14 protein-coding genes and 1 pseudogene are annotated in these 12,400 nt (G+C 63.8%); 6 read left to right on the top strand and 9 right to left on the bottom strand.

Translation table 11 applies throughout. The features are described 5' to 3' along the window. Window positions 1-2 precede the first annotated feature (2 nt). The 3 genes from EN861_RS24020 to EN861_RS24010 all read right to left on the bottom strand — a co-directional run bounded on the left by EN861_RS24020 (window position 3) and on the right by EN861_RS24010 (window position 1,791). Window positions 3-431 carry a cupin domain-containing protein gene (locus EN861_RS24020; RefSeq protein ID WP_135865975.1) on the bottom strand — a complete coding sequence of 143 codons (429 nt, stop codon included), beginning with the start codon at window positions 429-431 and terminating at the stop codon, window positions 3-5. A 37-nt stretch (window positions 432-468) separates the two neighbouring features. Then, window positions 469-1,245 carry an SDR family oxidoreductase gene (locus EN861_RS24015; RefSeq protein ID WP_135865973.1) on the bottom strand — a complete coding sequence of 259 codons (777 nt, stop codon included), beginning with the start codon at window positions 1,243-1,245 and terminating at the stop codon, window positions 469-471. Window positions 1,246-1,311: 66 nt separating this feature from the next. Further along, a complete protein-coding gene (locus tag EN861_RS24010; protein ID WP_127277672.1) occupies window positions 1,312-1,791 on the bottom strand; it encodes a carboxymuconolactone decarboxylase family protein in 480 nt (159 codons plus the stop codon). Between the two features lie 127 nt (window positions 1,792-1,918). Between EN861_RS24010 and EN861_RS24005 the strand changes: the two genes are divergently transcribed. Beyond that, window positions 1,919-2,890: a LysR family transcriptional regulator gene (locus EN861_RS24005; RefSeq protein WP_135865971.1), complete on the top strand. Its 972-nt coding sequence runs from the start codon at window positions 1,919-1,921 to the stop codon at window positions 2,888-2,890. Here the strand turns inward: EN861_RS24005 and EN861_RS24000 are convergent. Further along, window positions 2,869-3,468, bottom strand: a complete 600-nt coding sequence (locus EN861_RS24000; RefSeq protein WP_135865969.1) for a YdeI family protein — start codon at window positions 3,466-3,468, stop codon at window positions 2,869-2,871. The two genes, EN861_RS24005 and EN861_RS24000, sit on opposite strands and share 22 nt — an antisense overlap. A gap of 196 nt (window positions 3,469-3,664) precedes the next feature. Here EN861_RS24000 and EN861_RS23995 point away from each other — a divergent pair, with 196 nt between their 5' ends. Both EN861_RS23995 and EN861_RS23990 read left to right on the top strand, forming a co-directional pair. Continuing rightward, the gene (locus EN861_RS23995) at window positions 3,665-4,009 is read left to right on the top strand and encodes a VOC family protein (protein ID WP_135865967.1); all 345 of its coding nucleotides are present in this window, start codon (window positions 3,665-3,667) and stop codon (window positions 4,007-4,009) included. A gap of 153 nt (window positions 4,010-4,162) precedes the next feature. Next, window positions 4,163-4,891 carry an SDR family oxidoreductase gene (locus tag EN861_RS23990; protein WP_135865965.1) on the top strand — a complete coding sequence of 243 codons (729 nt, stop codon included), beginning with the start codon at window positions 4,163-4,165 and terminating at the stop codon, window positions 4,889-4,891. A 17-nt stretch (window positions 4,892-4,908) separates the two neighbouring features. On the opposite strand, the gene EN861_RS23985 is transcribed toward EN861_RS23990, so the two are convergent. Further along, window positions 4,909-5,877 carry a LysR family transcriptional regulator gene (locus EN861_RS23985; protein WP_135865963.1) on the bottom strand — a complete coding sequence of 323 codons (969 nt, stop codon included), beginning with the start codon at window positions 5,875-5,877 and terminating at the stop codon, window positions 4,909-4,911. Window positions 5,878-5,899: 22 nt separating this feature from the next. Next, window positions 5,900-6,805, bottom strand: coding sequence for a S1C family serine protease (locus EN861_RS23980; RefSeq protein ID WP_127279489.1), 906 nt, complete (start codon window positions 6,803-6,805; stop codon window positions 5,900-5,902). Window positions 6,806-7,116: 311 nt separating this feature from the next. Here EN861_RS23980 and yghU point away from each other — a divergent pair, with 311 nt between their 5' ends. Further along, window positions 7,117-7,983, top strand: coding sequence for a glutathione-dependent disulfide-bond oxidoreductase (yghU, locus tag EN861_RS23970; protein ID WP_127279488.1), 867 nt, complete (start codon window positions 7,117-7,119; stop codon window positions 7,981-7,983). An 85-nt stretch (window positions 7,984-8,068) separates the two neighbouring features. On the opposite strand, the gene EN861_RS23965 is transcribed toward yghU, so the two are convergent. Next, a complete protein-coding gene (locus tag EN861_RS23965) occupies window positions 8,069-8,368 on the bottom strand; it encodes a DUF1236 domain-containing protein (protein WP_127870245.1) in 300 nt (99 codons plus the stop codon). Between the two features lie 553 nt (window positions 8,369-8,921). After that, complete coding sequence (locus EN861_RS23960; RefSeq protein ID WP_127279487.1) at window positions 8,922-9,167, bottom strand: exopolysaccharide production repressor protein; 246 nt, start codon at window positions 9,165-9,167, stop codon at window positions 8,922-8,924. 217 nt (window positions 9,168-9,384) lie between these two features. On the opposite strand from EN861_RS23960, the pseudogene EN861_RS23955 reads away from it, so the two are divergent. After that, window positions 9,385-9,876 (top strand): annotated as a pseudogene (locus EN861_RS23955) (sulfotransferase family protein); the annotation flags it as partial. A 1-nt stretch (window position 9,877) separates the two neighbouring features. Then, complete coding sequence (locus EN861_RS36375) at window positions 9,878-10,123, top strand: sulfotransferase (protein WP_245512115.1); 246 nt, start codon at window positions 9,878-9,880, stop codon at window positions 10,121-10,123. Between the two features lie 704 nt (window positions 10,124-10,827). On the opposite strand, the gene EN861_RS23950 is transcribed toward EN861_RS36375, so the two are convergent. Then, window positions 10,828-12,336: a WD40 repeat domain-containing protein gene (locus tag EN861_RS23950; RefSeq protein ID WP_135865961.1), complete on the bottom strand. Its 1,509-nt coding sequence runs from the start codon at window positions 12,334-12,336 to the stop codon at window positions 10,828-10,830. Between the last annotated feature and the right edge of the window lie 64 nt (window positions 12,337-12,400).

Below are 12,400 nucleotides of genomic sequence, written 5' to 3'. Positions count from 1 at the left end.
GCCTACTTCTTGACCGGATAGGTCAGTTCCTTCTGCGCGGTATCGACCACGAAGACAGCCAGCAGCTTTGCGGGTTTCGTCTTGCTGCCGTTCTCGCTCACGCTGTGGCGATCGCCCGGCATCTCCGAAAAGCTCTCGCCGGCCTTGTAGACCTTGACCGGACCATCATTGACCTGGCTGCGGATCGAGCCTTCCAGAACCGTCGCGTAGATGAAGGCGGAACTCGGATGGGTATGCGCCGGCGAGTAACCGCCGGGACCATATTCGACGAGGATGCCCTTGATGCTCTTGCCCGCAACATTCGGCAGTTCATGCTCATAGACAAGGGTGACCTTGGCCGCCTTCTCGCCAGTGCGAGGGGCTTGCGTGGCGCCGGCCGGGCCGGCCAGGGCTGCCGTCACGACGAGGGCGGCGACGATTGACTTGATCATTTGAAAACTCCTTTTTCCATTGAGCGGTATCCCGGGCCTAGGCCGCCGCGTTTGCCGGCGGTGATTTCCGCGCCGAGGCGGCGAACCACTGCTCGAACGTGATGTGGCCAAGGCGCGGATTGTCGTCGGAGACCAGCGAAGTGTCGTTCAGCCTCGCGCCGAAGTAGAGCGCCTCCGGATCGGCCACGACCTCGCGAGGATCGCCGACAGCCTTGAGGTAGCGGGCGACGAGTTCGCTCATCCGCACACGGTCGGGCCCCGAGATCTCGATCATGCCGTTGATCGGCGCGGCGAGCGCGACCCCGGCCATCACATCGGCGACGTCGTCGGACGCGATGGGCTGTACATAGGCCGGCGACAGGTGCACGGCCTCGCCGACCGTGCCCGACTTGGCGATGCCGGCCAGGAACTCCATGAATTGCGTCGAATGAACGATGGTGTAGGGAATGCCGGACGCCTTGATCAGATTTTCCTGGACGAGCTTGGCGCGGAAATAGCCGCAGTCCTGCAGGCGTTCGGTGCCGACAACCGAGAGCGCGATATGGTGCCTGACGCCCGCGGCCTTGCCGGCGGCGAGCAGGTTGCGGCCTGACGTGGTGAAGAAGTCCATCGACGCCTTGTCCTCGAAGGACGGGGAGTTGGCGAGGTCGATCACCACTTCGGCGCCTTCGAGTGCCTCCTGCAGGCCTTCGCCGGTGACGGTGTTGACGCCGGTGTTCGGCGCGGCGGCGATCACCTCGCTGCCCTGCTTGCGGAGGCGTTCAGTGGTCTTGGAACCGATGAGGCCGGTGCCTCCGATGATGACGATTTTCATGATGGTCTCCGTTTGCGGCCGAGATCTCGCGCCGCGTCGATTGATGGTCAGCCGAAAGGAAGGGTTTTAGTTCAGGCCAGCCTTGTCGAGGCCGTAGAGCTTGTCCGCGGAGCCTGGCACGGTTTTGAAGGCGACGCTGACACGGTTCCAGGCGTTGATGGCCATGACCGAGAAGGTTAGGTCGGAGATCTCCTTTTCCGAAAGCTGCCCGCGCACGCGCTCATAGAGTTCGTCCGGAATACCGCCTTCGGCGAGCTTGGTGACGGCTTCGGTCCAGGCAAGGGCGGCCCGCTCACGAGGAACGAAAAGGGGTGATTCCCGCCAGACGGCGAGATGATGGAGGCGCAACTCGCTCTCGCCGTGGATCGTGGCTTCCTTCACATGCATGTCGAGGCAGAAGGCGCAGCCATTGATCTGGGATGCCCTGATGTGGACGAGGTCGCGGGTCTTCTCCTCGATGGCGCTGTGTGCCTCGGCCATGCTGAAATCGAGGAGCTTCTTGAACAGTTCAGGCGATTGCTGGGCGGCGTTGAGGCGCTGTGTCATGGTCTCTCCTTTTTTGAGGATATCTTATGTCCTTAAGGATAATAAATATCCGTAATATCTGGACAGTAAAGCGCCATCCGCCTAGGATGCGGACATAAGGCTTATGTCGAAAAGTATGAGGGCGAGGATGGACGTCGTATCGGCGTTGAGAACGTTCCTGCGGGTGGCGCAGACAAAATCCTTCTCGGCGGCTGCGCTCGACCTCGATCTGACGCAGCCGGCAGTGTCGCGGCAGGTCTCGGCGCTGGAAGCGCATCTCAAGACGCGCCTTCTGCACCGCACGACGAGCGCGCTCGCCTTGACGGCGGAGGGTGAACAGATGTTGCCTATGGCGCTGCGCGTCCTCGAAGCGGTCGAGGCACTCGGCCAGGCCAGCGGCGCCGAAACGGCAACAGTCTCCGGAAAAGTGCGGCTGAGCCTGCCCACGCCGCTCGGCCTGTTCATCGGCGACCGCCTCGCGGGGCTGCTGGAGAGCCATCCGGCGCTGGATGTCGAGCTGATCTTTCGGGACGAGCCTTCGGACCTCATCGCCAACGCGATCGATCTCGAGGTGCGCCTCGGGCCGGCCGGCGACAGCAGCCTGGTGTGCCGCCGGATCGGCTGGACGACAGCCTTTCTGGTGGCCTCGCCAAGCTATCTCAAGGGACGTGACTCACCGCGAACGCCGCAAGACATCAAGGATCACGCCTGCATTTGCTACAGCCGTGCCGGCGACGGCCGTTCGTGGTCGTTCTCAGGCGGAGCGGACGACGTTGTCCTGCGCATCGAGCCGCGTCTTGTCGCCAACAATTCGATGGCCGTTCATCGCGCGACACTGGGAGGAGCCGGGCTTGCGGTGCTCTCCCACATTCTGGTCGGGGCGGACATCGAAGCAGGCAGGCTGGTCAAGCTGATGCCGGATTTTTCGCCGACGCGCCTGCCGATCAACGTCGTCTACCCATCCCGCCGGAATATACCGTTGCGTGTGACGACAGTCCTCGACTTTCTTGTCCAGGCCGTCCGCGGCGATATCTTCATGGCATCGTCGGCACCCTTGCCGCCCGAGCCATCGACCCGCATTCCCGCGCCCGAGGACCCCTACTTCTTCCCCTGCGGATAGATCGTCTCGCCGCGCTTCAGCATCGCCACGAAGGTCTCGATCTTCTTCTTGCGGCCAGCCTCGGTCTTCATGTTGTGGGTGCGGAAGGCAAGCGAGAAGCGGTTCTGCGCGCTGAGTTTTTCCAGCATCGCCTTCGCCGCCGGCTCGGCGTCGATCGCCGCTTGCAGATCGTCGGGGATTTTCATCTCCTTGCCGCTGCCATAGGCGCGCGCCCAGCGCCCGTCGGCCTTGGCCGCCTCGACCTCCCTCAGCCCATGCGCGGTCATGCGGCCCTCCTCGACCAGCCGCGCCACATTGTCGACGTTGATCTTGCTCCAGATGCTCTTTTTGCCGCGCGGTGTGTAGCGCTGCAGGAAACTATTCTCGTCCAATCCCTTGCGCACCGCGTCGATCCAGCCGAAGCACAGCACGACGTCGATCGCTTCCTTCGGCGTGATCGATTTCAGTCCCGACCCCACCTTGTGCACCTTGATCCACACTTCGGTTTCCGTGGCATGGTGCTGGCCGAGCCAGGCGTAAAAACTGTCCGCGTCGGGGAATTCCCTGACCTTGTCGGGATCGACCTTGACCGGCGGCATCAGCGGGTCTGCCCGTTTAGAATTGTTGTCGCCTGCATCAACATCATGTTGCCTCCGTCATCGTGCGATTCCCGGCATTATCGCATGGCCCACTGTCAGCTTTCGTCAGCAATGGAGCACGCAGCCAGGAAACAGCGGAACGTGCCATCCAGTGCCGCGTTGCGGCAAGAGTGCACGGTCCGATGGAGGTTTCCTGATGGCAATCGAAACCATTTTCGCCCATGTCAGCTGCTCCGACCTCGACGCCAGCATCGGCTGGTACGAAAAACTCTTCGGCAAGCCGCCGCTGCGCCGGCCGATGCCGGGGCTGGCCGAATGGCAATTCACCGACAGTGCCGAAGTACAGTTGTTCGAGGACAAGCAGAAAGCCGGCACCTCGACGCTGACGCTCGGCGTGCTGCCTCTGGCGCCGGAGCGACAGAGACTGGTGGATAATGGGCTTGAGCCCGGCCCAATCGAGGAGGCCGACCATTTCTGGATCATGCGCATGCGCGATCCCGACGGGAATCTCGTGGTGTTCGCGAGTGCCGAGCGGGAATAGAGCCGGGAACAGCTTGTCCCAGGGACGGCGTTCAAGCTCTCCCTCTCCAACCATCGGCATCTCCGATAGCACCATCGGTTTGTTCCGTTTCCGCTTTCCGCATCGACCTGCCAATCCCCTGCCCTTGTCCCAATCCAGCAAAGGCAGAGCGAAATGCATCTTTCGAACCAGAAAATCCTGATCGCCGGCGGCGGCTCCGGCATGGGCCTGGCCCTGGCCAGGCGTTGCGTCGAGGCTGGCGCTGAAGTCATCATCGCCGGGCGCCGCGAGGACAGGCTGCGGCAGGCCCGTGAGGCGCTGGGCAATCCCGCAGGCCTCCACATTGCCGCTGTCGACATCACGCGAGAAGACCAGGTCGCGGCGTTGTTTGCCGGGATCGGCAGCCTCGACCATATCGTCAGCACCGCCGCCGACATCGAAGGCGCCTATAGGCTACTGCCGGAGCTTGACCTGAACGCTGCGCAACGCGTGGTCGACAGCAAGCTCTTCGGCCCGCTGCTGCTCGCCAAGCATGGTGCGCCGCGGCTTGCGGTGAGCGGCTCGATGAGCTTCGTTTCCGGCATCGCAGCCTACCGGCCGGCCCCGCGCGGCTCGGTCGTCGCCGCCGTCAATGCCGCGCTCGAAGGGCTGGTGCGGGCGTTGGCGGTGGAACTCGCGCCGATCCGCGTCAACGCCGTCTCGCCCGGCTGGGTCGACACCGAGATCTGGGGGCAAGTTGCGGGCGACAGGAAGGCAGAGACGCTTGCGGCGATGGCCGAGCGGCTGCCGGTCGGCAGGATCGGCCATCCCGACGATATCGCCGACGCGATTTTCTTCCTGATGGGCAATGGCTTTGCGACCGGTACGACGCTGCATATCGAAGGCGGACATCGCCTTGCCTAGACAGTAGCGCCGCCCCTTCAGGAATTGTTTGGAAACAAGACCTTGGGGCGGCTCTCCGATTCAAGACCTGAACCAGCCAGCAAGCCTTCGGGCACCAGCGTTTCGCGCGCGGCGGCAAGCAGTTGCCGGAGTGCCGGCGGTTGGACGCGCCGGCGCCGCCAGATCATCGTCAGCGACGCCGTCCGCATCTCACCGGGCCATGTCAGTTCGGTGAGATCACCACGCGCCAGCGCGTCGCTGACCGCGAGACGTGGAACGAGGCCCAGCCCCGAGCCGGCAGCCACCAGCCGCGCAATGGCGCCGATGCTGCCGACTTCGGCGGCGAGTTCCGGCGCGCCGATGCCCGCTTCGGCAAAGGCGATATCGAACATGTGTCGATAGATGCATCCAGGCTCCGTTGCCACGAAACGCTTGGCCGCCAGGGCAGCCAGGTCGCGCGGAACCATGCTCTGCCCCGGTGCGGCGACAAGCGCCAGCGGTTCGGCCGCTATCGTGCGCCTGGCGAAGCGTTGATCGGCGCCGCCGTTCGAAAGGTCGCGGCGATCGAAACAGAACGCGACATCGATGTCGCCCTCCTCCAGCTGGCGCAGCAGCGTGCCGCTGTCGGCCACCTTCATCCGCACGGTGATATCGGGATGACTGGCCTGGAATCCCGGCAGCCAGGGCGCCAGCCGGGCCGAGGCGATCGTCTCGAGCGCGCCGACGGTCAGCACGCCCCTTGTCTGCCCAGATGCCGCCTGAACTGCTGCCCGTGCCTCACCGTCGAGCCGCAGCAATTCTTCGGCGATGGGCTTCAGCGCCAGCCCCGCCGGCGTCAGTTCCAGGCCTGATTTCGGGCGCGTGAACAAGGCAGTGCCAAGTTCGGCCTCCAGCGACTGGATCTGGTCGCTGACACTCGATTGGGCGAGATGAACCGCCTCGGCGGCGCGGGTGATGTTGCGGCTGCGCGCCACCGCGAGGAAGGTCCTGAGCAGTCTTGGATGCATCGTCTGGCCGAAATCGTCCGATCTACTGCAGCTGCGGTTTCTTCAGGAAACTGCCGCGGTCGGCGGACTTGACGCGCAGCCAGGTTTCGCGGCCGTCGCGCACCACCCGCATCGGAATTTCGGCGCCCGCCGAGCCGCTTTCCCACAGCTTGCGATAGAAATCGGCGAGCCCGTCGACGGCGCCGTCGCGCACCTCGGAGATGACGTCGCCTTCGCGCAGGCCGGCCTTGGCCGCCGGGCCACCATCGGTCACGCTCATCACCACCACCTTGCCGTCGCTTTCGGCCGACAGCGCGCCGAGCCACGGGCGCGGCGGCTTGGCCACCTGGCCCCGCGTCAGCAGATCGTCGAGGATCGGCGGCAAGAGGTCGATCGGCACCACCATGTTGATATCGGCAACCTCGCCCGCGCGGCTCATCTGCAGGCGCAGCGAGCCGATGCCGAGCAGCGCGCCATCGGCGCTGAACAAGGGCGCGCCGCCCCAGGACGGATGCGCCGGCGCGATGAAGATCGCCTCGTCGAGCAGATACTCCCAGTAGCCGGCGAATTCCTGCTTGGTGACGATCTTGGCCTCGACCGCCCGGCCGATGCCGTCGGCAAGCACCACTGCGTCGCCGATCCTGGCCTTGCCGGCATCGCCCAGCGCCACCGCCGGCAGACCGGTCGGCGCCAGCGCCTGGACGAGGCCGAAGCCCGATTCCTGGTCGTAGGCCAGCGCGTGCGCGGGGATGACGCGGCCGTCATGCGCGGTCAGCCAGACCTCGTCGGCCTCGGTGATGAGATAGCCGATGGTCAGCACCAGCCCGTCATCCCTGATGACGACGCCGCTGCCTTCCCTGAGCGTGCCGAGGGCGCCGGCGGTGAAGGCATCGTCGGGAACGGTCGCCCGCACGGCAACGACGGAGCGCGGATTGGGATTGATGGTCATGCTATCCATTTCCTGTAGGTAATATCTATATAGGTATGCCATGCCAAAGAGGGTGCAAGGGCCGACGACAAAGACCGTCTTTTAGGCTGGCGCCGCCCCTCATCCGCCTGCCGGCACCTTCTCCCCGTATACAATTGGCGAAATCGCCGATGACAGCCGCTTTCTCCCCGTCACTATACGGGGGGAAATGTCCGGCAGGACAATGAGGGGCGGCGCTGACATTGACAATAGTTCAACACAAGTTGAACTTCCTTCTCCGCAGCCCTAGCTATGGGTGACCTGCCCATCCTTCCCACGATACGAGAGCCGACATGACCGAATACACCCCGCCGAAAGTTTGGACCTGGAACAAAGCCAATGGTGGCACCTTTGCCAGCATCAACCGCCCGATCGCCGGTCCGACGCATGACAAGGATTTGCCCGTCGGCAAGCATCCGCTGCAGCTTTATTCGCTGGCGACGCCGAACGGCGTCAAGGTGACGGTGATGCTGGAAGAGCTCCTGGCGCTTGGCCACAAGGGCGCCGAATACGACGCATGGCTGATCCGCATCAACGATGGCGACCAGTTCGGCAGCGGCTTTGTCGAGGTCAATCCCAATTCCAAGATTCCCGCGCTGATGGACCACAGCGGCAAGACGCCGGTGCGCGTTTTCGAATCCGGCTCGATCCTGGTCTATCTCGCCGAAAAGTTCGGTCCGTTCCTGCCGGCCGAACAGCCGGCCCGCGCCGAAGTCCTGTCCTGGTTGTTCTGGCAGATGGGCTCGGCCCCCTATCTCGGTGGCGGGTTCGGCCATTTCTATGCCTATGCGCCGGAAAAGTTCGAATATGCCATCGACCGTTTCTCGATGGAGGTGAAGCGTCAGATGGACGTTCTCGATCGCCGGCTGGCCGAGACCGAATATCTCGGCGGCAAGGATTACACCATCGCCGACATGGCGGTCTGGCCCTGGTATGGTGGGCTGGCGCTCGGCAGGATGTATAATGATTCCGGGGAGTTCCTGTCGGTGCAGGACTACAAGAACGTGCAGCGCTGGGCGAAAGCGATCGATGAACGCCCCGCGGTAAAGCGCGGCCGCATGGTCAACCGCGCGTTCGGCGAACCGGCCATGCAGTTGCACGAGCGCCATGATGCCAGCGACTTCGACACCAGGACGCAGGACAATCTGGCCGCCGAGTAGATTTCAGGGTAGCTGTGCCCGACGCAAAAAAGCCCATCACCGAGTTAAATCGGTGATGGGCTTTTTGCCTGATGCGTGAGACGGATCAGTGAAGAACTTCAACGATCTGACGGGTGTCGGGGTCCACCAGCACGGTCTGATCGTTGATCACCGCGACGCGGTACTTCACGTTGGGAACTTCACGCAGTTCGACCTTGTCCGGCACGGACGAGCCGAGCTTGAGTTCGACGCCCAGAAGGTTCACCGACGCCAGCGGCTCCTTCTTGACGTATTCACGAACGACCGTTTCCTGTTCCGGCTGGACCACGATGGTGTCCGCCAAAGCCGCGCCGACGCCGCCCAGCAGGACGATGGCAGCCGCGGCACTCGTAAGATAATGTTTCATGACAACCTCCATGATTCGTAATTGCTCCGCCTCAAGCAAAAACTCTCACGCAACTCGGAGGTTCCATCCCTATATGTGAAATGAATGTGGCATTCCACCAACAATATGCCACAATTTGTTGGATATTTAAGCGAAACTATCAACGCGGATATGCTTCGCATTCCCAAAAAATTCTTCGAGTTTCTGGAATGGCAGGAAATAACGCTTTGCAAGGCAAGCACCCCTGCCACGTCTTGATCGGGTTATTCGCCCCGCGTCCCCACCTTGGTAACAGCTAACGTCTGGCGAGGGGTGTCGTTCCCATGCTTACCTCGCCTTCCAAAAAAGGCCCACCCTGCCGGGAGCAGAGCGGGCCTTCAACGGACCGGTGGAGGTGGCGCCTCGCCGGCCACGGCAGGAAAACGCACGCATCGCAGCTTCGTTCCACCTTGGCCGCCGCGATTTGGCAGGGGTGGACAACGCTCGACAAACCGGTCAGCAAAGCCTCCAGATATCCTCCTGGCCAAGGAATGCGCTGCGGGAGCGTCGTCCTGGGCGGAGCCAGGCCTCTTCGTTAGAACCGAACGCCGTCCCGATGTAGCGGCGGCACCTGGCTGACTCCATCCTGGCTTGTCACGGCGTCCTGTGCGCGCCTGTAGACAAGCCCCAGGACGAGCACGAAGTAGCCGACCTGCAGGACAACCAGAACCATCACTGTCCAGGCAAGCGCCTCCCAGAAGGAGCCGGTAGCCATATAGGTCCAGACCGCGACAAGCGTCGTGGTCGCCGACATGCCGACGAGAAATGGCCCAAAATACATCGCCCTTCAAGATCGCCGAACCGTCCCAGACCCGGCGACTCCCTGCCCAAACTCCGCACCCGCGCACAGGCTTTCATTATTTTAGCAACTACGCAAGTACGGGGTGTCCGGCTGGTCATCCACCTAGAAATTTGTTGCGCGCCGGTGCTGGCAGGAGCAGTTTGATGCTCACGGACCGGGGTAATCGGGAAAAAGAAGTCCGGTGGGGGATGGGGGAATGACACTCAAATTGATCGGGGCCGGTTTCGGCCGCACCGGCACATGGTCGACCTTTGCCGCGCTGAACAAGCTTGGCCTGCCCTGCTACCACATGCAGGAAGTGATCATGAACAAGGCCAACACCGGCCATCTCGATTTCTGGCGCAAGGTGGCCAACAGCCCGCCCGGTTCGCAGCAGGATTGGGACAAGGTGTTCGCCAACTACACCGCCACGGTCGACAATCCCGGCTGCTGCGTGTGGCGCGAACTGATGGTGGCCTACCCCGACGCAAAGGTGCTGCTGACATTGCACCCACGCGGCGCCGAGGCATGGTACGAAAGCACGATCGACACGATCTACTTCACCGAGAACCTGTGGCAGTTCAAGATCCTGGAATGGCTCACCCCGTTCGGCCGCAAGTTCGGCGACATGTCGCGCAAGCTGATCTGGGGCCGCACGCTGGCCGGCGTCATGGGCGACCGCGACAAGGCGGTGGCCCGCTACAACGCCTATGTCGACGAGGTTAAGGCGGCCGTGCCGCCGGAAAAGCTGCTGGTGTTCAAGGTCAGAAGGCTGGGGCCCGCTCTGCCATTTCCTCGACGTGGCGCAGCCGAACGAGCCCTTCCCCAACCTGAACGACCGCGAAACGATCAAGAAGATAATTCGCGACATCATCAAGGGCTCCTACATCATGCTGGGACTGACGGTAGCCGCCATCACGGCGGTGATCGCGGCATTGTGGTGGTGGCTGGGGTAACGGCAAGCCCAGGCGCGCCTGCCTGCATCGAGCAGGTCGAGTTTTTCGCTGCCGAAACAAACGACCTCAACGACCGCCGGCTTTCGGTCCGGCACTGATTGCCAACGGCTCTCGCGGCAATTTTGCGCTTGCCTTTCCTTGCGGCGGTCGCCGGTCGATGGCTGTCGGAACAGGCTTTTTGCCCCTTCTCGAGCTGACGTCGAGACAGGATCATTATATATCAATTGGATAAAACAGCGGAACGTCCAATGGACATTGCCGGAACCGAACAAGGCCCCCCGGACCTTTGCGCGTACCACCCAAGACCTTGGTCCTACAAGGAAAACCGCACGGTTCGATTCACGGCGCGGTAACACGCCGTGGCCGTCACTTCAGAGGCGTCAGCACCTTGCTCCGGCGATAAACCGTCCGCCCTCGGCTTGCCGGGCCAATGCTGCAAAGGCGAAGAGGTTGTTCTCTCGTCGACGCCCGTCGGGTGGTTGCCGACCATGCCCGGTCAGGATGCCGGACCTTGCAACCTTTGCCTATTCCGCTTTCGCGGAAGTTTCAGCCGTCATGCAATGTGCGATGATGTTATTGCGGCGGTACGAGCCGCCCTGGCTGGCGCGGGCGCCGAGCACACCCCAACAATGCGCCCCCCCGTCCGTGTCGGCCAGGCGCTCGGCGCGTTCAGCATTCCGATTGCGTGGGCGCAACATCTCCACTCACTCCGGCGCACCCGCAAACAGCACGACGCCGTCGCCCCCGGTGGCCGGCCAATCCCTGATTGTGCGGTCGTAGCCGCCGGTCAGCACCGTGCCGTCGGCGGCGAAGGCCACCGCGTAGATCGGCCCGGTCTGGCTGTCGAACATGGCGATCTGGTTGCCGCTCTCGATGTCCCACAGCCTTGCGGTGCCGTCGAGCGAGGCCGACAGCAGGCGCTTGCCGTCCGCCGACAACGCCAGTGCGTAGACCGTACCCTCGTGGCCCTCGAAGCGCTTCACCTCGCGGCCGCTGTCGAGATCCCAGACCTTGATCGTCAGGTCGCCGCTGCCGGTGATCAGGTGATGCCCGTCGGCTGTGAACACGGCGCCATAAGTGCCTTGCTCATGGCCGTGCCAGCTGCGCAGTTGCTTGCCGCTTTCGATGTCCCAGAGTTTCAGCGTCCCGTCGATGCTGCCCGACAGGGCCTGCCTGCCATCGGGCGAGACTACGACCGCGCTGATCGACCACTCATGGCCGGTCAGCACATGCTGCGCGGAGCCGTTGACGAGGTCCCAGATGATGACGTTGCCGGTATCGTGCCCGCTGACGGCGTGCTTGCCGTCCGGGCTGATCGCCAGCTTGTTGACGCCGCCGTTCTGGCCGGATTGGAAGACGTGCAGGACCGCGCCGTCGGCGAGTTTTCGCTGCACGATCTCGCCGTCGTCCCCGGCCGTCAGGGCGCTGATGCCGTCGGGCATGTAGAGCGCGGTGCGCGCCATGTCCTTGTGCACGCCGAGATTGCGGATCAGGTGCTTGCCGCCGATATCCCAGAGCTTGATCGTGCGGTCGGTGCTGGCGCTCATGATCGAACGCCCGTCCGGCGCTACGGCCAGCCAGACGACGGCATCACGATGGCCTTCGGGCAGTGTGGGCAGCGGCGGTGGCGCCGGCGGCGGCGGCGCCACCGTGGCCGGCGGAATGAGCGCGACCTCAGGCGGCGCCGGCACGACCGGCGCCGGCGAAACAGGCGGCACGACCACGGGCGGAGCTGGTTGCACCGCTACGGCCGGTGGGTTTGCCGCGACCGGCGGCGGGGCCGGCGCTGGCGGCTCGGGCTTTGGCGCGGGAACCACGGGCGGCGCGCTGGCGACGTCCTGGCCACCCTCATGCGGCCGCCACGAGCCGAACTTGTCGCCGAGCAGCGCCAGCACGACAACCACCGGCAGCACCAGGAAGGCCCGGCGCAGGCCCGGGCGGCCCGCCGGCTCCACCTCGGCATCCCTGCCGAACAGCGGCACTCCGGCCGCATGCACGGGCCGGCCGGGCAACTGGCCCGCCAGGAACAGCAGCGCACCGATGAAACAGGCAAGTGCGGCCACCGAATAGGCCGCCAGACGCGGCGCGGCCGCGTCCAACCCGGCAAAGCCGTGCCCGGCAAGGGTATCGATCAGCGGATAGACCCCGGCCAGACAGGCAACCGCGACCACGGCCAGGACGAGCCCCAGCACCCTGTCAGCCAACCTGTTCATCGCGCTTCCCCTCGCCGGCCCTTGGACCAGACTATCAGCGTCATGGGCACATCGCAAAATGCCG

Source organism: Mesorhizobium sp. M8A.F.Ca.ET.218.01.1.1 (genome assembly GCF_004791165.1).
In the GTDB taxonomy this organism is placed as follows: domain Bacteria; phylum Pseudomonadota; class Alphaproteobacteria; order Rhizobiales; family Rhizobiaceae; genus Mesorhizobium.
Note: the sequence above shows the minus strand (reverse complement) of the source record. Positions and strands in the feature narration are given on the sequence as shown.

Excerpts from the sequence above, each read along its gene's own strand:
- EN861_RS24020 (WP_135865975.1), bottom strand. The coding sequence starts at position 431 with ATGATCAAGTCAATCGTCGCCGCCCTCGTCGTGACGGCAGCCCTGGCC.
- EN861_RS24015 (WP_135865973.1), bottom strand. The coding sequence starts at position 1,245 with ATGAAAATCGTCATCATCGGAGGCACCGGCCTCATCGGTTCCAAGACC.
- EN861_RS24010 (WP_127277672.1), bottom strand. The coding sequence starts at position 1,791 with ATGACACAGCGCCTCAACGCCGCCCAGCAATCGCCTGAACTGTTCAAG.
- EN861_RS24005 (WP_135865971.1), top strand. The coding sequence starts at position 1,919 with ATGGACGTCGTATCGGCGTTGAGAACGTTCCTGCGGGTGGCGCAGACA.
- EN861_RS24000 (WP_135865969.1), bottom strand. The coding sequence starts at position 3,468 with ATGCCGCCGGTCAAGGTCGATCCCGACAAGGTCAGGGAATTCCCCGAC.
- EN861_RS23995 (WP_135865967.1), top strand. The coding sequence starts at position 3,665 with ATGGCAATCGAAACCATTTTCGCCCATGTCAGCTGCTCCGACCTCGAC.
- EN861_RS23990 (WP_135865965.1), top strand. The coding sequence starts at position 4,163 with ATGCATCTTTCGAACCAGAAAATCCTGATCGCCGGCGGCGGCTCCGGC.
- EN861_RS23985 (WP_135865963.1), bottom strand. The coding sequence starts at position 5,877 with ATGCATCCAAGACTGCTCAGGACCTTCCTCGCGGTGGCGCGCAGCCGC.
- EN861_RS23980 (WP_127279489.1), bottom strand. The coding sequence starts at position 6,805 with ATGACCATCAATCCCAATCCGCGCTCCGTCGTTGCCGTGCGGGCGACC.
- yghU (WP_127279488.1), top strand. The coding sequence starts at position 7,117 with ATGACCGAATACACCCCGCCGAAAGTTTGGACCTGGAACAAAGCCAAT.
- EN861_RS23965 (WP_127870245.1), bottom strand. The coding sequence starts at position 8,368 with ATGAAACATTATCTTACGAGTGCCGCGGCTGCCATCGTCCTGCTGGGC.
- EN861_RS23960 (WP_127279487.1), bottom strand. The coding sequence starts at position 9,167 with ATGTATTTTGGGCCATTTCTCGTCGGCATGTCGGCGACCACGACGCTT.
- EN861_RS36375 (WP_245512115.1), top strand. The coding sequence starts at position 9,878 with ATGTCGACGAGGTTAAGGCGGCCGTGCCGCCGGAAAAGCTGCTGGTGT.
- EN861_RS23950 (WP_135865961.1), bottom strand. The coding sequence starts at position 12,336 with ATGAACAGGTTGGCTGACAGGGTGCTGGGGCTCGTCCTGGCCGTGGTC.